Below are 15,839 nucleotides of genomic sequence, written 5' to 3'. Positions count from 1 at the left end.
ACGTTCGGCCGGGCCGGCCCGGCGGCCGCTGCGGCGCGAACTGGAGTGCTGGGGCTGGAGGCTGGAGAGTCTGGGTGAGGCCGCGGAACTGGTGCTGTCGGAGCTGGTGATGAACGCGGTGCACGACGCGTGCGACACCCGGCCGGTGCCATGTGCGGCGTCCGTAGAGGACGAGCAGGGCCGGGGACTCGCTCTGGTGGACGTGCTGACCGGCGGTCGGTGGGGGGTGCGAGAGCGGGGCGGGGTCGGGAAGGCCGTGTGGGCCCTGGTCGGCACGGAAACGGATGTCCCTGCCGTGCCGTGATGTCCGGGGCGGTGTGGGCCCCCGGACATCAGGGACGGGCCGGTTTGCCCTCGCCGTACAGCCAGTCGTGCCAGATGGGGGTGAAGTCCTTGCCGGGGGACTGTTTCTCGACGTAGGCCGTGAAGTCGGCGGTGGAGGCGGTGCCGTGGCGGTGGGTGGCGGCCCAGCCCTGGATGATGTCGTAGAAGGTGTCGTCGCCGACGGTCTGGCGGATCTTGTGCAGGACCATGGCGCCGCGCGAGTAGACGGGTTCGTCGGAGATGTGCGCGGCGCCGGAGGGGCGGGCCGGCGGGAAGGACCAGAGTTCGTCGCTGTCGACACCGCTGTCCTTGGCGCCGTCGTACAGCTCCTGGAAGGTCTCCTGGGCGCTGGGGCCGTCGTGGTCCTCGTCCCAGAGCCACTCCGCGTAGGTGGCGAAGCCCTCGTTGAGCCACATGTCCCGCCAGCTCCTGGGGGTGACGGAGTCGCCGTACCACTGGTGGGCCAGTTCGTGGACGAGGGTGGCGGTGTCGGGGGCGCCGGGGAAGGTGGGCCGGTTCTGGGTCTCCAGGGCGTAGGTGCCGTCCGGGAGCCGGTCGACGATCGCTCCGGTGGAGGAGAAGGGGTACGGGCCGAAGTTGTACTCCGCCCAGTCCATGATCTCGGGGAGCTGCCCGAGCACGGCGTCGCTCGCCTTGGCCAGGGACGGATCGACGGCCGTGTAGACCGGCAGGCCGTTCTTCAGCGTGGAGCGGCGCACGTCGAAGTCGCCGATCGCGACCGTGGCGAGATAGCTGGCCATCGGCTCCCCGGTGCGCCAGCGGTAGGTGGTGCGGCCCCCGGCGGTCGTCGTGCCCGTCAGCTCGCCGTTGGAGACGGCCGTCAGCTTCCCGTTCGCCGGCACGCTGACGGCGATGTCATAAGTGGCCTTGTCGGAGGGATGGTTGTTGGAGGGGAACCAGGCCATGGAACCGACCGGCTGGCCGAGGGCCAGCGCGCCGTCGGACGTGGGCAGCCAGCCCTCCTTGGACCCGTCGGGGTCGGTGAGGGTCTGCGGGGTGCCCGCGTAGCGGACCGTGGTGCTGAACGTCTCGCCCTTGTCCAGCCCGTCGTGCGGCCGGACCGTCAGTTCCTGCCCGGCCCGGTTGAACCGGGCGTCCCGGCCCTCCACCGTCACGCTCCGCACCTCCATCCCCTTGAGGTCGAGGTCGAAGGCGGACAGGTCCTCGGTGGCGCGGGCGGTGATCACCGCGGTGCCGGTGAGGCGGCGCGGGCCGGGGTCGTAGGCGAGCGTGAGCCCGTAGTGGGACACGTCGTACCCGCCGTTGCCCGCCTTGGGGAAGTACGGGTCGCGCAGGCCGGAGCCGCCCGGCTTGCCATGGACACCGCCGTCGCAGGCGGTCAGGGGGAGGGCGCAGAGCAGTAACGCGCCGACGGCTCGGGCAAACGGTGCGGTACGGGACACGAGTGCGATCTTATGCGGCTGCCGTGACACCATCCCTAACGTGCTCGACATCGGCTACGCGCTCTCCACCCGTTTCCCCGACCCGCCGCAGACGGACTACCGGCGCGCGGACGTCCACGCCCTGCGCCACGACCTGTTCTGCGGGGACGTCTATCTGGCGGACACCGAGACCGACCGGGAGCTGGCCACCGCGTGGGGCTGGGTGCCGGTGCTGGACTTCGCCTGGGCGCTGTGCGACATCGTGGAGCAGGTGGACCGGGACCCGGCCGGGTCGCGCGCGTCCCGCCCGCAGCGGGCGGAGCTGGACTTCACCGAGTCCACCGACCGGATGCTCTTCGAGCGCCGCTTCGGCTGGGTGGACGTCGAGGCCGACTGGATGCCGGCCGAGGAGCCGCCGCTGTCCTTCTCCCACAGCGCGCTGCGCCGGGAGGCCCGGGACTTCCTGCACGACCTGATCGCGGACCTGTGCGACCTGCACGAGGACCTCGCGGAGAACCCGGCCCTGTGGACCCTCCAGGCCCGTTTCCCCCGCCTGCCCTGAACCGCACCCGCGCCCGCGCACCGGGGCGCGCTCAGTCCTCCACCCGCACCCCCAGCTCCGCCGCCAGCACCGGCGCCAGGTCCAGCAGCTGGCCCGTACTGATCACCGCGCCCGCCAGCCGGTCCACCCCGCGGGCGATCTCCAGCGAGGCGGCTCCGCGCAGATCGACGTCGGTGAGCACCGCCCCGCCGAGATCGGCGCCCTTGAGGACGCAGTCCGCGAACGCGACCCGCTCCAGCCGGGCGCCCCCGAAGTCCGGCTCGACCAGGACGCAGCCCTCGAAGACCACGTCCCGCAGCCGGGCCGAGCGCAGGTTGAGATAGTCGATCTTGCCGCCGCGGATCCGCACCCGCTCCAGGACCGCGCCGTGCAGCTGCGCCCCGCCGAGCCGGGCGTCCGTCAGCTCCACATCGCGCAGGGTCGCGTCCGCGAGGTTCGTGCCGACGCCCCGTACGCCGGTGAGGACCGTGTCGAGGAACCGCGCGTGGCGCAGCGAGGTGTCGTCCAGGACGCAGCCGCGCAGCGCGCAGTCCAGGAAGCGGGCGCCCGCGCCGTCCTGCCCGGCGAGGTCCGTCTCGCGGAACTCCAGCCCGTCGTAGTCCCCGTCCGGCGCCAGCCCCGCACCGGCGTACGCCTCCAGGGCGGGCAGCCGCACCTCGGGCGGCCGCGGCGGCTTCACCCCGGCCCGCCCGGCGCCCGTACCGCCCGTACCGCTCGTACCGCCCATGCCGCCCGCACCACTCCCCGCCCCGCCGCCCGCTCTCCTCGCCATGCCCCCATGCTGCACCCCGCCACTGACAACCCCCCGGCGAACCCCCGGCCCCTCCCCGCTCCCCCGGCGGACAGCCCCGCCCGGTACGGCGACCGGAGATGCGACATGTCCCGATCCGTGCTCTTCTGGCGGGATGAGTATCACCCGAAAAGGTGAATCCTCCGTTCTGCACCGGCACGCTCCGCGGCATCAGCCCCGGCACGCCCGCCCCTCCGACGCGCACCGCTGGTGGGCGCTGGTGGTGATCGCGACGGCGCAGCTGATGGTGGTACTGGACGCGACCATCGTGAACATCGCCCTCCCCTCCGCGCAGCGCGCCCTGCACATGTCGGACGCCAACCGCCAGTGGGTGATCACCGCCTACACCCTCGCCTTCGGCGGGCTGCTCCTGCTGGGCGGGCGGATCTCGGACCTGGTGGGCCGCAAGCGCACCTTCGTCATCGGGCTCGTCGGCTTCGCCGCCGCCTCCGCGTTCGGCGGCGCGGCCACCTCCTCGGGCATGCTCTTCGGCGCGCGGGCCCTCCAGGGCGCCTTCGCGGCCGTGCTCGCCCCGGCCGCGCTCTCCCTGCTCACCACCACCTTCACCGACCCGCGCGAGCGCGGGAAGGCGTTCGGGATCTACGGCGCGCTGGCGGGCAGCGGCTCGGCGATCGGCTTCATCCTCGGCGGTCTGCTGACCGAGTACCTGGACTGGCGCTGGTGCCTGTACGTGAACGTGCCCATCGCCGCCGTCGCGGTGCTCGGCGCGTTCGCCCTGCTGCGCGACCGGCCCGCGCACACCGGCGTACGCCTCGATGTGCCGGGCGCCGTGCTGGGCTGCGCGGTCTGGTCGCCGTCGTCTACGGCTTCAGCGAGGCCCAGCCGCGCGGCTGGACGGACCCGCTGGTGCTCGGCCTGTTCGCGGCCGGCGTGGTGATGCTCGCCGCGTTCGTGTGGTGGCAGAACCGGGCGCCGGTGCCGCTGCTGCCCCTGCACGTGCTGCGCGAGCGCAACCGGGCCGGCTGTCTGCTGACCATGCTGCTGGCCGTGATCGGCATGTTCGGGCTGTTCCTGTTCATGACGTACTACCTCCAGGAGATCCTGGGCTACTCGCCGCTGCGGACCGGGCTCGCCTTCCTGCCGCTGACCGCCGCGATCGTCGTCGGTTCCACGCAGATCTCGGCCCGGCTGCTCCAGCACGTGGCGCCGCGCGCCCTCATGGTCCCCGGGATGCTGCTGGCAGCGGCCGGACTGCTGCTGCTGACCCGGCTGACGGTCACCTCGCGCTACCCCACCGAGGTGCTGCCCGCGCTGCTGCTCCTGGGGCTCGGCATGGGCCTGACCTTCATGCCGGTGTTCGCCACCGCCACCGCGGGCGTCGCCCCGAAGGACTCGGGCGTGACCTCCGCGACCGTGAACACCGCGCAGCAGGTGGGCGGTTCCATCGGGACCGCGCTGCTCAACACGGTCGCCATCTCCAGCAGCACCGCGTACCTCACCGCCCACCTGCGCTCCCCCGCCGACCGGGGCAGAGTGGTAGCGGAGGGTGTCGTGCACGGCTACACCGTCGCCATCTGGTGGGCCGCGGCGGTCATGCTGCTGGCCGGGCTGGTCGCGGGCCTGATGGTGACGGCCCGCGCGCCCAAGCACACCCCGGCCCCGGAGGCGGTGCCGGAGTCGGTGGTCTGAAAGAGACCCGCGAGGGGCAGAGAGGGTCCCGAGTTCGCACCCGGGACCCTCCTTCTGCGTCCAGGACGTACGTACGGGACGTACGGGGGGGCCTCAGTGCCGTCCGGCCACCCGGTCCGCGACCCGGGCCAGCCGGGAGGAGCGGGCGCTGTGGGTGAGCACCTCCCGGCGGTCGGCCGTGCGGTAGGTGGCGTACATGCCCTGCACGCCCAGCCAGCGCAGCGGTTCCGGTTCCCACTTGCGGACCTTGTGGCCGGTCCAGGGCAGCCCGGTCAGCTCGGTGGGGCCCGCCTGCCCGGAGTCGAGGCGGACCAGGTCGGCCAGGGTGCGGGCGGCGAGGTTGGCGGTGGCGACGCCCGAGCCGACATAGCCGCCGGCCCAGCCGAGGCCCCGGGACGGGTCCAGGGTGACGGTGGCGCACCAGTCGCGCGGCACGCCGAGCACCCCGGACCAGGCGTGCGCGATGCGCAGCCCGGCCAGCGAGGGGAAGAAGCCGGTGAGGATGTCGCGCAGGTCGCGGACGGTCTCCGGGCGGGTGCTGCCGTCGTTGTCGGTGCGCGAGCCGAAACGGTAGGGGACGCCGCGTCCGCCGAGCGCGATCCGGTCGTCGGCGGTGCGCTGCGCGTACATGTAGGCGTGCGCCATGTCGCCGAGGGCCTCGCGGCCGTCCCAGCCGAGCTCCTCCCACTGCGCTCCGGTCAGCGGCTCGGTGGCGATCATCGAGGAGTTCATCGGCAGCCAGGTGCGCCGCTGCCCCTTGAGGGAGGCGGTGAAGCCCTCGGTGCAGCGCAGCACGTAGGGGGCGCTGACGGTGCCGTACGGGGTGAGCGCGCGGCGGGGGCGGATCTCGGTGACCGGGGTCGCCTCGTGGATCGTCACACCGAGCGCGGCCACCGCCCCGGCCAGGCCCTTGACCAGCTTGACCGGGTTCAGGCGGGCGCCGTGCGGGGTCCAGGTGGAGCCGACCGCGTCCGCGACCCGGATGCGCGCGGCGGTCTCGCGGGCACCGTACAGCTCGCGGTCCTGCTCCCCGTAGGACAGCTCGTGCGCGTGGAAGTCCTTCAGGCGGGCCAGCTGAGCGGGGGTGCGGGCCACCTCCAGGACTCCGCCCTTGTGGATGTCCGCGTCGATGCCCTCCTCGGCGGCGACGCGGATCACCTCGTCCACGGTGTCGTTCATCGCCCGCTGGAGCCGTACGGCGGCCTCGCGGCCGTGCAGGCGCGCGTACCGGTCGCGGCCCGCGACGCCGTTGTAGAGCCAGCCGCCGTTGCGGCCAGAGGCGCCGTAGCCGCAGAACTTCTGCTCCAGGACGGTGATCCGCAGCGCGGGCGCGGCCTTCTTCAGGTAGTACGCGGTCCACAGGCCCGTGTAGCCGCCGCCGACGATCACCACGTCGGCGCTCGCGTCCCCGGTCAGCGGCTCCCGCACGGCCGGGAGGCCGTCGTCGGCGAACCAGTGGGAGATGCCGCCGTTCACGGTGCCGCCGTGCCTGCCGCCGCCCGCGGCCGTGCTTGCCGAGCTGCTCATGTCCGGGACGCTAATGCCTGGTGGCGGCCGGTGTCTCCTTCGGATTCCGTGTTTTTCCGGGGCCCGTGGCCAGCGGCCGGCAGGCCAGTCCGATCAGTACGGCGGTGAAATGCCCGAGATCGGTGAAGGTGCGCCCGGTCAGCAGCGGCACGCCGAAGAAGAGGAGCACGGCGGCGGCGTACGGATACCGCCACGGCCTGCGGATCCGGTAGGTCAGCACGGCGACCACCCCGGCCAGCGCGTAGCTGACGCCCACGTCCAGGGTGTCGACCGCGGAGGCGGGCGCCACACCGCGCCGGATCGCCCACAGCAGCGCGCCCTCGCTGATCAGCGTGGCCAGCACGTGCGCGGCCGCGCACACCGCCAGCCAGCGCACGGTGCCCGTCCACCGCTCGGCCTGCGCGTGGAAGACCGTGTAGAGCACGGCGTACGGCAGCCAGCGCCCGCTCGGGATCCACATGGCGCTGGCCACCAGGACCCGTACCGGGTTGTCCGACAGCTCGTGGATGTTCGTGGACCGCTGCCGCAGGAAGTCCGCCTCGAACGACGGCGACATGTGGTGCAGCGCGACGGTGGTGACGAACAGGACCGCCAGCCAGACGTACGTCCCCGGGGCGGCGCGCACATACGCGACCACCGCCCGCAGTCCGCGCCGAAACCGGATGACCCCGTCCACACCGGCCAGTATGGTCGGCACCGTGATCGAGGTGCCCGCCGAGCTGGCCGCTACGCAGGAGAAGTTCAACGGGGCGGCGGGCCGGGCGTTCGTCGCCGGGCTGCCCGAGCGGGCGGCCCGCTTCCTCGCGCACTGGGACCTGCGCCTGGACGGCCCGCCGATGTACGGGGTGTGCGCGCTGGTCCTTCCGGTGGTACGCGCCGGGGGCACACCCGCCGCGCTCAAGCTCCAGCCGCTGGACGAGGAGAGCGCGGGCGAGCCGGACGCGCTGCGCGCCTGGGACGGCGACGGGGCCGTACGGCTGCTGGCGCACGACGCGCCCACCTGCACCCTCCTCCTCGAACGGCTGGACGAGTCCCGGACGCTGTCGGACCTGCCGGACAGCCGTGCGGCCGTCGAGGTGATCGGCACGCTCCTCGCCCGGCTCACCTCCGTGCCCGCTCCGGCGGGCGTACGGCGACTGGGCGACGTGGCGCGGGCGATGCTGGAACAGGTGCCGCGGGCCCTGGAGCAGGTGCCGGACACCGCCGACCGGCGGCTGCTCGCCGACTGCGCGGCGGCCGTGCGCGAGGTCGCCGGCTCGCCCGGCGACCGGCTGCTGCACTGGGACCTGCACTACGACAACGTCCTGGCCGCCGGCCGCGCTCCCTGGCTCGCCATCGACCCCAAGCCGCTCGCCGGCGACCCCGGCTTCGACCTGATGCCCGCGCTCGGCGACCGCTACGACCCCGCCGAGACCCGGTGGCGCTTCGACGCGCTGACCGCGCTGCTCGGCCTCGACCGGGCGCGGGCGCGCGCCTGGACGCTGGGGCGGGTGCTCCAGAACTGCCTGTGGGAGATCGAGGACGGCCGGCCGCTGGAGACCGTGCAACTGGAGATCGGGCGCACGCTGCGCGCGTGAGGGCGGTCCCACGCGGGGACGGCTCGGCGTGGGCCGCCACCGACCGGCGGGCCCGCTCGGGTGACGGACGGCCGTCGGCAGGCTCAGCCTCACGTGGCCCGTCGGCGGCCCGGCCTCGCACGGCCCGCCGACCCCCGGCGGCCCCAACGCGCTGGGCGCACCCGGCAGCCCAGGGCCCGGCCCCCGCGCCGACACGCCGCCGGACGGCCCATCGGGCAGTCCAGCGGGTCATCAGGTCATAGCGTACAGAATATGACGAAACGCCACATCTCCCTGTTGGTCTGCGCCGCGGCGCTCGTCGGCTCCGGTGTCGCCGCCGCCGCGCCGGTCTCGGTGCCGACGACGCACCTGGTCCACGCCGGGGAATCGATCCAGAAGGCGGTGGACGCCGCACAGCCCGGCGACACCGTGCTGGTCCTGCCCGGCACCTACCGCCAGAGCGTCAAGATCACGACGCCCGGTCTGACCCTGCGCGGCAGCGGCCCCTCCACCGTCCTCACCCCGGCCGCCAAGGCCACGGACGACTGCGGCAAGCGCGGCAACGGCATCTGCGTGGCGGGCGCCAAGACGAAGCGCCTGATGGGCGTCACCGTCTCCCACCTGGCCCTGACCGGCTACTCCCGCGCCGGGATGGTCTCCGTCGGCGCCGACGGACTGACCGTGCGGCACGTGCTCTCCGACAAGAACGGCGTGTGGGGCTTCGCCGAGGAGCGCTCCGAGCACAGCACGTACGAGCACGACGCCGCCCGCGACAACGGCGACGCCGGCATCTTCCTCGCCAACACCATCACCGCCGAACAGGGCGCGGCCGACAGCAAGGAATCGCTGGTCGCGCACAACCTGCTCAGCGGCAACCGGATCGGCGTCACCGTCCGCCGGCTGCGCAACCTCACCGTCGCCGCCAACGAGGTCACCGGCAACTGCGCGGGCGTCTTCGTCGTCGGCGACGAGAACAAGCCCAAGGCCGGCGCGCTGACCGTGCGCGACAACCGCGTCGTACAGAACAACAAGTACTGCGCCAAGACCGACCGGCTGCCCTTCCTCCAGGGCTCCGGCATCGTCCTGACCGGCGCCGAGAAGACCGACGTCACGGGCAACACGGTCACCGGCAACTCGGGCACCTCCCCGCTGTCCGGCGGCATCGTCCTCTTCAAGAGCTTCGTGGGCGCCACCAGCGACGACAACCGGGTGCACGGCAACACGCTCCGGAGCAACGCCCCCGCCGACCTGGTCGACCAGGAGAGCGCCCAGCGCGGCAACACCTTCCAGGACAACTCCTGCGCGGCCTCCAAGCCCGCGGGACTGTGCTGAGCCACCCGGCACCCACCGAACACCCAAGGAAGGAAGGCGGCACATGACGACCGCTCAGACCGCCCCACCGCCGTCCATGCGGCTCAGGGAGCTCGTGTTCGGGGCGGCGTGTGCCGCCGCCCTGCGCGCCGCTGCCCGCCTCGGCGTGGCCGACGCCCTCGGCGACACCCCGCTGGCCGCGGAGGACCTCGCCGCCGCGGTGAAGACCGAACCCAAGCCGCTGCGCCGCCTGCTGCGCGCCCTGGCCTGCTACGGCGTCTTCGAGGAGCGCCCCGACGGCACCTTCGCGCACACCGACATGTCGCGGCTGCTGCGCGAGGACGACCCGAACAGCCTGCGCAACATCTCCCTGTGGTGCACCGAGCCGTGGACCTGGGACGCCTGGCCCAAGCTGGACGAGGCGGTGCGCACCGGCCGCAACGTCGTCGAGGACCTGTACGGCAAGGAGTTCTTCGTCTACCTCAACGAGGACGCCCCCGAGTCGGCGGACGTCTTCAACCGGGCGATGACCACCTCCTCCCGGCAGTCCGCCCGCGACGTGGCCGAACTGCTCGACCTGTCCGGGGCCGACTCGGTCGCCGACATCGGCGGCGGGCAGGGCCATGTGGTGGCCAGCCTGCTGGAGAAGTACCCCCGGATGCGCGGCACCCTGATGGACCTGCCGCGCGTCGTGGACAACGCCGACCCGCGGCTGCGCGAGGGCGGCGCGCTCGCCGGCCGGGTCGACATCGTGCCCGGCGACTGCCGCGAGGCCGTCCCGGTCCGGGCCGACGTCTACATCATCAAGAACATCCTGGAGTGGGACGACGACTCCACCGCCCGCTGCCTGCGCAACGTGATGGAGGCGGGCGGCCCCAAGGCCCGCGTCGTGGTCATCGAGAACCTCGTCGACGACACCCCGTCGATGCGCTTCAGCACCGCCATGGACCTGCTGCTGCTGCTCAACGTCGGGGGCGCCAAGCACACCACGAAGTCCATGGTGAGCCGCCTGGAAGCGGCCGGTCTGGTCATCGACGACATCAGCCCGGTCAACCCGTATCTGCACGCCTTCGACTGCACCGTGCCCGCCTGACACCCGGGCGCAGCGCTCACGACGACGGCCGCCGGGCCCGCGACAGTGCGGGCCCGGCGGCCGTTGTCCGTCCGCCGCACGCGGCGCGTGCGGCGCCTCCCGTGCCGCGCGGGCGTCAGCCGCGGCCGTCGCGCTCCCAGAGGTAGAAGCGCCGGGCCATCGCGTCCTTCGGCGAACGCCACGTCTCGGGGTCGTACGCGCTGACGTACGCCGACAGCCGCTCGCTGATGCCGCGGAACTCGGGGTGTCCGGCCACCTTCGCGATGGCCGGGCCCGGGTCCCGGTCGGCCTCGACGAGGTGCATGTACACATCGCCGAACTGGAAGAGGCTGCGCCGGGTGACGCCGACCAGGTGCGGCAGCTCCCCGCGGTCGGAGTCCTCGAAGACCTGCGCGATGTCCGGGGCCGAGCCCGGCGCCATCCGGGCCACGATCAGGGCCTGGTGCATGGATCCGCTCCTGTCGTCCGGTCCGGCTCAGTCGGTGGTCAGGGCCGGCTCGGGCCGCCGCCCGGACGCCGCCGCCTGCTCGACCTTGTCCCGGATCAGCGCCATCTGGACCTTGGAGTTCCGGTTGATGTTGTCGGTCATCCAGTCGTCGTCGACCGGCGCCTCCGGCTTCATCGCGAAGTCCTGGGTCCACACCATGCGGGTGCCGCCCGGGACCTCCTCGTAGCTCCAGTGGATGTCCATGTGCGCGAACGGCCCGGTCTCCACGCGCCGCGCCTTCACGGTCAGCGTGGCCCGGTCCGGCACGCGCTCGGAGACCCAGCTCCACACCGTGCCGTTCTCGTCGGGGTGCATGGTCAGCCGGAAGGTGCACCGGGCACCGTCCTGCTCCAGGATCTCGGCGGAGGCGTACTCGCTGAACAGCTGCGGCCACCTCTCCACGTCGTTGGTCATCTCCCACACCAGGTCCACCGGTGCGGCGATGGTGATCTCGTTCCGGGTGTGTCCGGCCATCTCAGGCTCCTGCCAGAAGGGTGCTGTTGACGAGGTCGAGGAACTTCCGGGGCGTCTTGCAGCGCTCCGCGTCGGCCGGCATGGGCATGCCGTGCCGGTTCTCCAGTTCGCCCACGATGCCGAGCAGGCCGAGCGAGTCGATGCCGAGCTCGTCGAAGCCGGTGTCGGCCCGGTCCGCCAGCTCCTGCGGGCTGACGGTGATACCGGCGGCCTTCTTCATGAGTTCGGACAGTTCTTCCACGGTGATTCGGTCACTCATGCGGGTTCCTCTCCTTGTTGCTCCCGGCGTGTTCCTCCCGGCGCCGCCCGGCCTGACGTCAGACCTGAGGGACGCCGGCGGTGCCGTGCCGCAGCACCAGCGCCGAGTTCGAGCCCATGAGCCCCCGGCTGAGGACCAGCGCCGTGCGCACCTGCGCGGCACGGGCGCTGCCGGTCACCAGATCGAGGTCATGGCAGATGTCGAAGACATTGGGGGTGGGCGGGATCAGACCGTGCTCCATCGTGAGCACCGCCGCCGCCGCGTCCAGCACGGGCGCCGCGCAGTACGCCCGGCCCGTACCGGTCTTGGGCGCCGTCACCGGCACCCGCCGTCCGTGCGCGCCGAGCGCGTCGGCGATCGCCAGCGCCTCGGCCCGGTCCGCCTCCGGGACGCCGAGCGCGTCCGCGAAGACCACGTCGACCTCCTCCGGGGCGCAGTCCGCCTCCGCCAGCGCCGCGCGGACCGCCTCCGCCAGACCCTCGCGCGACAGCTCCCAGCGGGAGGCACCCGTGAAGGTGGCCGCGTGCCCGGCCACGGTCGCCCGCACCGGCGCACCCCGCTCCCGGGCCCGCTCCGCCGCCTCCACGACGAGCATCGCGCCGCCCTCGGCGGGCACGAACCCGCACGCCGACTCCGTGAACGGCCGGTACGCCCGCTCCGGATCGGCCACCGGACTCAGCTCGCCGTAACCGAGCTGGCAGACCATCGAGTACGGGGCGAGCGGCGCCTCCGTGGAACCGGCCACCATCACGTCCGTACCGCGCCGCACCGCCCGCGCGGCGTGCGCCAGCGCGTCCAGACCGCCCGCCTCGTCGGCGGCCACCACCGAGCACGGCCCCTTGAAGCCGCGCCGGATGGAGACCTGGCCGGTGCTCGCCGCGTAGAACCAGGCGATCGACTGCCAGGGGCCCACATAGCGGCGGCCCTTGCCCCACAGCTTCTGCAGCTCCCGCTGGCCGAACTCGCCGCCGCCCGAGCCGGCCGCCGTCACCACACCCGCGGCGAACGGCGCCTCGTCGGTGTCGGCCCGGCCCAGACGGGCGTCCTCCAGCGCCGCGTCGGCCGCCGCCATCGCGAAGTGCGTGTACCGGTCGGTCTGCACGAGGTAGCGCTCCTCGACCGAGACCGACGGATCGAAGGCCCGTACCTCGCCCGCCACCTTCAGCGGCAGCCGCTCGCAGCCCTCGCGGGTGACCCGGTCCAGGACGCTCACACCCTGCTGGGTGGACTTCCAGAAGGTCTCGGTGCTGGTTCCGTTGGGCGCCACGACACCGATGCCGGTGACGGCCGCCCGCCGTTTCACGGGTGCGCTCATGCCCTCTCCCTCTGCCGGGTCAGGATCACCGCGGACTGGAAACCGCCGAACCCGCTGCCCACGGAGAGCACGCTGTCCAGCTTCCGCTCCCGGGCGACCCGCGGGACGTAGTCCAGGTCGCACTCGGGATCGGGGGTCGTGTAGTTCGCCGTCGGCGGGACCATCTGGCGGTCCAGCGCCAGCACGCACGCCACCACCTCGATCGCCCCGATCGCGCCCAGCGAGTGGCCCACCATCGACTTGATGGAGCTCATCGGGGTGTCGTAGGCGTGCCGGCCCAGCGCCCGCTTCACCGCGGCCGTCTCGTGCCGGTCGTTCTGCCGGGTGCCGGAGCCGTGCGCGTTGACGTAGCCGATCGCCGTGGCGTCCAGCCGGGCATGGTCCAGCGCCGTCTCGATGGCCCGCGCCATCTCCAGCCCGTCACTGGTCAGACCGGTCATGTGGTAGGCGTTGCCGAAGGTGGCGTAGCCGCTCAGCTCGCAGTAGATCCGCGCACCGCGCGCCCGAGCGTGCTCCAGCTCCTCCAGCACCAGCACCGCGCCGCCCTCGCCCATGACGAACCCGTCACGGTCGTTGTCGAAGGGCCGCGAGGCGTGCGCCGGGTCGTCGTTGTTCGGCGACGTGGCCTTGATCGCGTCGAAGCACGCCATCGTGATCGGCGATATCGGCGAGTCCGACGCCCCGGCTATGCAGATGTCGGCCCGGCCCTCCTCCACGGTGTGCAGCGCGTACCCGACCGCGTCGAGCCCCGACGTGCACCCGGTGGACACCGACTGCACGGGGCCGCGCGCCCCGAACCGCTCGGCCACCGTCGAGGCCAGCGTGCTCGGCGTGAACGCCCGCTCCAGATACGGCCGCGCCCGCTCGTGGTCCACGTCCCAGCGCTCACCGCCATGGCTGACCAGCACGTAGTCGTTCTCCAGCCGCGTGGTGCCGCCGACCGCGGTGCCCAGCGAGACCCCGACCCGCCAGGGGTTCTCCCCGGCGAGGTCGAGCCCGGAGTCCCGCACCGCCTCCAGGCCCGCGGCCAGCGCGAACTGGATGTAGCGGTCGCAGCGCGCCACCTGCTCCTCGGAAAGGCCCGCGGCCACCGGGTCGAAGTCGCACTCCGCGGCGATCTGCGACCGCAGCCCGGACGGGTCGAAGAAGGTGATGCCCCGCGTCGCGGTCCGCCCGTTCGCCAGCAGGTCGAAGAAGGCCGGGGCGCCGATACCGCCCGGCGCCACCACGCCTATGCCGGTGACCGCCACCCGCCTGGTCATGAGCGGGCCTCGGCCGCGTCCGCCGGCACCGGCTCCCCGGCCCCGGCCACGACCCGCACCGCCTCCTCCGCGGTGCCCTCCGTGTCGACATGTCCCAGCTGCGGGCGCGGCGCCAGCGGACCGAGGTGGAAGACGAGCCGCGCCTCGACATCGCCCACATTGCGGAACCGGTGCCGCATGTACGCCGGGATCATCAGCCCCTGCTCGGGCCTGAGCGGGTGGGCCTCACCGTCCAGGTCCACCTCCAGCTCACCGCACACCACGTACACGAACTCCTCGGAGTACGGGTGGTAGTGCTCACCGATGCGGTCACCGGGCTGCACCAGCGCCACCCCCATGAAGCCGCTGGTGGAACCCACCGTGGCCGGGGTCAGCATGGCGCGCAGATCGCCTCCGCGCCGGGTGTTGGGCTCGGTCTCGCCGAGTTCCACGATCTTGGGCCTGGCTTTGATCACGTCGTTCCTCCGGTGGTGTGTACGTCGGCTGAAGGGGAGCGTCAGGCGTCCGGCGCCGACCGCCGGTCGGTGACGAGGTCCATCCGGGCCAGGGCGAGCAGCCGCGTCAGATCGCCGTCCTTCTTCGCGGCGCCCTCGTCGAGCAGCGTCGTCAGCTCCGACACCTGCGCGGCGTCCGCCAGACCCAGCGCCGCCGCCGGATCCACGTCGAGACCGGCCCGTACGTCGATCAGCCGGACCACCACGTCGTCCCGCTCGAAGACCGTGCTGCGCAGGATCGGGCTGGCCGGGTCGTCCGCCACCCGCTCGTCGTGCTGGGCCAGCAGCTCCGCCAGCCGCATCCCCATCCCCGGCCGCGCCGGGTACGACAGCGCCTGCCGCTGCGCCCCCTCGTCGTCCTGACCGCGCGTCACGTGGTGCACCGCCGGGAGGGCCGCCCGGGTGAAGAACACCCGCACCGACTCCTGGTCGGCGAAGTCCCGCTCCTGCTCCAGATACGGGTTGATGGCCTCCTCCACCGCCCGGATCTCCGGCTGCCGCGCCACGTGCCGCAGCGCCGCCAGCAGGTCACCGCGCACCTCGATGGCCCGCACCACCCGGTTGCCGTGCATGAACAGCGACGTACGGCACAGCTTCGTGGTGTCGTCCACCCGCGCCTGGGGCGACTCGTAGTTCGCCAGCAGCTCGGCGACCTTCTTCTCGCTGCCCGGCTTCACCGTGAACGTCAGCGCGTGCCGGAGCACCCCGTCACCGATGCGCGGCGACGTCTGCAGCCGGCGCTCGCCCGCCGCCCGGCCCGCCTCACCGCCGGTCTCCCGGACGATGTGGAAACGCAGCGACCGCGTGTCACGGATGCAGCTGTGCATCGGCTGCACCATCCGCACGTGCTCCTCGCTGTTCACCCAGGCGAGGAACGGCGGCGCGCTCTCCCACTCGCTGGTGATCAGCCACTGCGAAGGGTTCTCGATCGACTGGCACAGCTGGTCGCTGACATGCCCGGGGACGGACGAGACCTGCTTGCCCATCTCCTCGTACGCCTCCAGGAACTGCTGCTGGGCGCCGTCGTAGACGTCCACCAGCAGGACGACCCGGAGCCGGGAACCGTCGAAGACGGACTGGGAGACACGTTTCGAGTCCTGCTGCTCGGTGGGTTCTGAAACACGCTCAGAGATGGCGGTCATCTGCGTACGTCTCCTTGACGGGGCTGAAGAGGGCTTCGCTCCGCCGACATCCCGCCGCGGGTGACGCGACGTCAGCGTGATCTCGATCCTGTGCCGGTTGTGATCAGTGCGCGACTCGTGTGCACCACGTGGGTGATCACAGGGGTGATTGCCCCCGCGAACGCACGCGGACCGCCCCCGCACCGGGCAT

At 72.8% G+C, this 15,839-nt stretch carries 15 protein-coding genes and 1 pseudogene; 5 read left to right on the top strand and 11 right to left on the bottom strand.

All coding sequences use genetic code 11. The features are described from left to right. Nucleotides 1-332: 332 nt before the first annotated feature. The gene (locus R4Z62_RS18720) at nt 333-1,781 is read right to left on the bottom strand and encodes a M1 family metallopeptidase (protein WP_491521894.1); all 1,449 of its coding nucleotides are present in this window, start codon (nt 1,779-1,781) and stop codon (nt 333-335) included. A gap of 7 nt (nt 1,782-1,788) precedes the next feature. Between R4Z62_RS18720 and R4Z62_RS18715 the strand changes: the two genes are divergently transcribed. Then, nucleotides 1,789-2,289 carry a hypothetical protein gene (locus R4Z62_RS18715; protein ID WP_018567028.1) on the top strand — a complete coding sequence of 167 codons (501 nt, stop codon included), beginning with the start codon at nt 1,789-1,791 and terminating at the stop codon, nt 2,287-2,289. 31 nt (nt 2,290-2,320) lie between these two features. On the opposite strand, the gene R4Z62_RS18710 is transcribed toward R4Z62_RS18715, so the two are convergent. Beyond that, the gene (locus R4Z62_RS18710; RefSeq protein ID WP_491520390.1) at nt 2,321-3,061 is read right to left on the bottom strand and encodes a pentapeptide repeat-containing protein; all 741 of its coding nucleotides are present in this window, start codon (nt 3,059-3,061) and stop codon (nt 2,321-2,323) included. 133 nt (nt 3,062-3,194) lie between these two features. On the opposite strand from R4Z62_RS18710, the pseudogene R4Z62_RS18705 reads away from it, so the two are divergent. Beyond that, nucleotides 3,195-4,729 (top strand): annotated as a pseudogene (locus R4Z62_RS18705) (MFS transporter). A 93-nt stretch (nt 4,730-4,822) separates the two neighbouring features. Here the strand turns inward: R4Z62_RS18705 and R4Z62_RS18700 are convergent. Further along, a complete protein-coding gene (locus tag R4Z62_RS18700) occupies nt 4,823-6,256 on the bottom strand; it encodes an NAD(P)/FAD-dependent oxidoreductase (RefSeq protein ID WP_064533813.1) in 1,434 nt (477 codons plus the stop codon). Nucleotides 6,257-6,266: 10 nt separating this feature from the next. After that, a complete protein-coding gene (locus R4Z62_RS18695) occupies nt 6,267-6,932 on the bottom strand; it encodes a rhomboid-like protein (protein WP_355479368.1) in 666 nt (221 codons plus the stop codon). Between the two features lie 10 nt (nt 6,933-6,942). Between R4Z62_RS18695 and R4Z62_RS18690 the strand changes: the two genes are divergently transcribed. The 3 genes from R4Z62_RS18690 (at nt 6,943) to R4Z62_RS18680 (ending at nt 10,216) form a co-directional block, all read left to right on the top strand. Next, nucleotides 6,943-7,833 carry an aminoglycoside phosphotransferase family protein gene (locus tag R4Z62_RS18690; protein WP_064533814.1) on the top strand — a complete coding sequence of 297 codons (891 nt, stop codon included), beginning with the start codon at nt 6,943-6,945 and terminating at the stop codon, nt 7,831-7,833. A 252-nt stretch (nt 7,834-8,085) separates the two neighbouring features. Next, the gene (locus R4Z62_RS18685; protein ID WP_491520389.1) at nt 8,086-9,144 is read left to right on the top strand and encodes a right-handed parallel beta-helix repeat-containing protein; all 1,059 of its coding nucleotides are present in this window, start codon (nt 8,086-8,088) and stop codon (nt 9,142-9,144) included. A 43-nt stretch (nt 9,145-9,187) separates the two neighbouring features. Further along, nucleotides 9,188-10,216 carry a methyltransferase gene (locus R4Z62_RS18680; protein WP_064533816.1) on the top strand — a complete coding sequence of 343 codons (1,029 nt, stop codon included), beginning with the start codon at nt 9,188-9,190 and terminating at the stop codon, nt 10,214-10,216. A 115-nt stretch (nt 10,217-10,331) separates the two neighbouring features. Here the strand turns inward: R4Z62_RS18680 and R4Z62_RS18675 are convergent, their stop codons facing one another. The 7 genes from R4Z62_RS18675 to R4Z62_RS18645 are packed head-to-tail and all read right to left on the bottom strand — an operon-like array spanning nt 10,332 to nt 15,649. Next, a complete protein-coding gene (locus R4Z62_RS18675; protein WP_018567020.1) occupies nt 10,332-10,664 on the bottom strand; it encodes a TcmI family type II polyketide cyclase in 333 nt (110 codons plus the stop codon). A gap of 27 nt (nt 10,665-10,691) precedes the next feature. Beyond that, nucleotides 10,692-11,177 (bottom strand): SRPBCC family protein, encoded by a 486-nt coding sequence (locus R4Z62_RS18670; RefSeq protein ID WP_355479376.1) that lies wholly within the window; start codon nt 11,175-11,177, stop codon nt 10,692-10,694. Between the two features lies 1 nt (nt 11,178). Then, a complete protein-coding gene (locus R4Z62_RS18665; protein WP_018567018.1) occupies nt 11,179-11,436 on the bottom strand; it encodes an acyl carrier protein in 258 nt (85 codons plus the stop codon). A gap of 58 nt (nt 11,437-11,494) precedes the next feature. Next, a complete protein-coding gene (locus R4Z62_RS18660) occupies nt 11,495-12,751 on the bottom strand; it encodes a beta-ketoacyl synthase N-terminal-like domain-containing protein (RefSeq protein WP_064533818.1) in 1,257 nt (418 codons plus the stop codon). Further along, nucleotides 12,748-14,013 (bottom strand): beta-ketoacyl-[acyl-carrier-protein] synthase family protein, encoded by a 1,266-nt coding sequence (locus R4Z62_RS18655; RefSeq protein ID WP_064533819.1) that lies wholly within the window; start codon nt 14,011-14,013, stop codon nt 12,748-12,750. The genes R4Z62_RS18660 and R4Z62_RS18655 overlap by 4 nt, the downstream gene beginning before the upstream one ends. After that, nucleotides 14,010-14,468: a cupin domain-containing protein gene (locus R4Z62_RS18650; RefSeq protein ID WP_064533820.1), complete on the bottom strand. Its 459-nt coding sequence runs from the start codon at nt 14,466-14,468 to the stop codon at nt 14,010-14,012. Before R4Z62_RS18650 ends, R4Z62_RS18655 begins: the two co-directional genes overlap by 4 nt. 41 nt (nt 14,469-14,509) lie before the next feature. Beyond that, the gene (locus R4Z62_RS18645) at nt 14,510-15,649 is read right to left on the bottom strand and encodes a SchA/CurD-like domain-containing protein (protein WP_491520388.1); all 1,140 of its coding nucleotides are present in this window, start codon (nt 15,647-15,649) and stop codon (nt 14,510-14,512) included. Nucleotides 15,650-15,839 lie beyond the last annotated feature (190 nt).

Source organism: Streptomyces sp. PL-25 (assembly GCF_058344915.1).
Note: the sequence above shows the minus strand (reverse complement) of the source record. Positions and strands in the feature narration are given on the sequence as shown.

Excerpts from the sequence above, each read along its gene's own strand:
- R4Z62_RS18720 (WP_491521894.1), bottom strand. The coding sequence starts at position 1,781 with ATGGTGTCACGGCAGCCGCATAAGATCGCACTCGTGTCCCGTACCGCA.
- R4Z62_RS18710 (WP_491520390.1), bottom strand. The coding sequence starts at position 3,061 with ATGGCGAGGAGAGCGGGCGGCGGGGCGGGGAGTGGTGCGGGCGGCATG.
- R4Z62_RS18700 (WP_064533813.1), bottom strand. The coding sequence starts at position 6,256 with ATGAGCAGCTCGGCAAGCACGGCCGCGGGCGGCGGCAGGCACGGCGGC.
- R4Z62_RS18690 (WP_064533814.1), top strand. The coding sequence starts at position 6,943 with ATGGTCGGCACCGTGATCGAGGTGCCCGCCGAGCTGGCCGCTACGCAG.
- R4Z62_RS18685 (WP_491520389.1), top strand. The coding sequence starts at position 8,086 with ATGACGAAACGCCACATCTCCCTGTTGGTCTGCGCCGCGGCGCTCGTC.
- R4Z62_RS18680 (WP_064533816.1), top strand. The coding sequence starts at position 9,188 with ATGACGACCGCTCAGACCGCCCCACCGCCGTCCATGCGGCTCAGGGAG.
- R4Z62_RS18675 (WP_018567020.1), bottom strand. The coding sequence starts at position 10,664 with ATGCACCAGGCCCTGATCGTGGCCCGGATGGCGCCGGGCTCGGCCCCG.
- R4Z62_RS18670 (WP_355479376.1), bottom strand. The coding sequence starts at position 11,177 with ATGGCCGGACACACCCGGAACGAGATCACCATCGCCGCACCGGTGGAC.
- R4Z62_RS18665 (WP_018567018.1), bottom strand. The coding sequence starts at position 11,436 with ATGAGTGACCGAATCACCGTGGAAGAACTGTCCGAACTCATGAAGAAG.
- R4Z62_RS18660 (WP_064533818.1), bottom strand. The coding sequence starts at position 12,751 with ATGAGCGCACCCGTGAAACGGCGGGCGGCCGTCACCGGCATCGGTGTC.
- R4Z62_RS18655 (WP_064533819.1), bottom strand. The coding sequence starts at position 14,013 with ATGACCAGGCGGGTGGCGGTCACCGGCATAGGCGTGGTGGCGCCGGGC.
- R4Z62_RS18645 (WP_491520388.1), bottom strand. The coding sequence starts at position 15,649 with ATGACCGCCATCTCTGAGCGTGTTTCAGAACCCACCGAGCAGCAGGAC.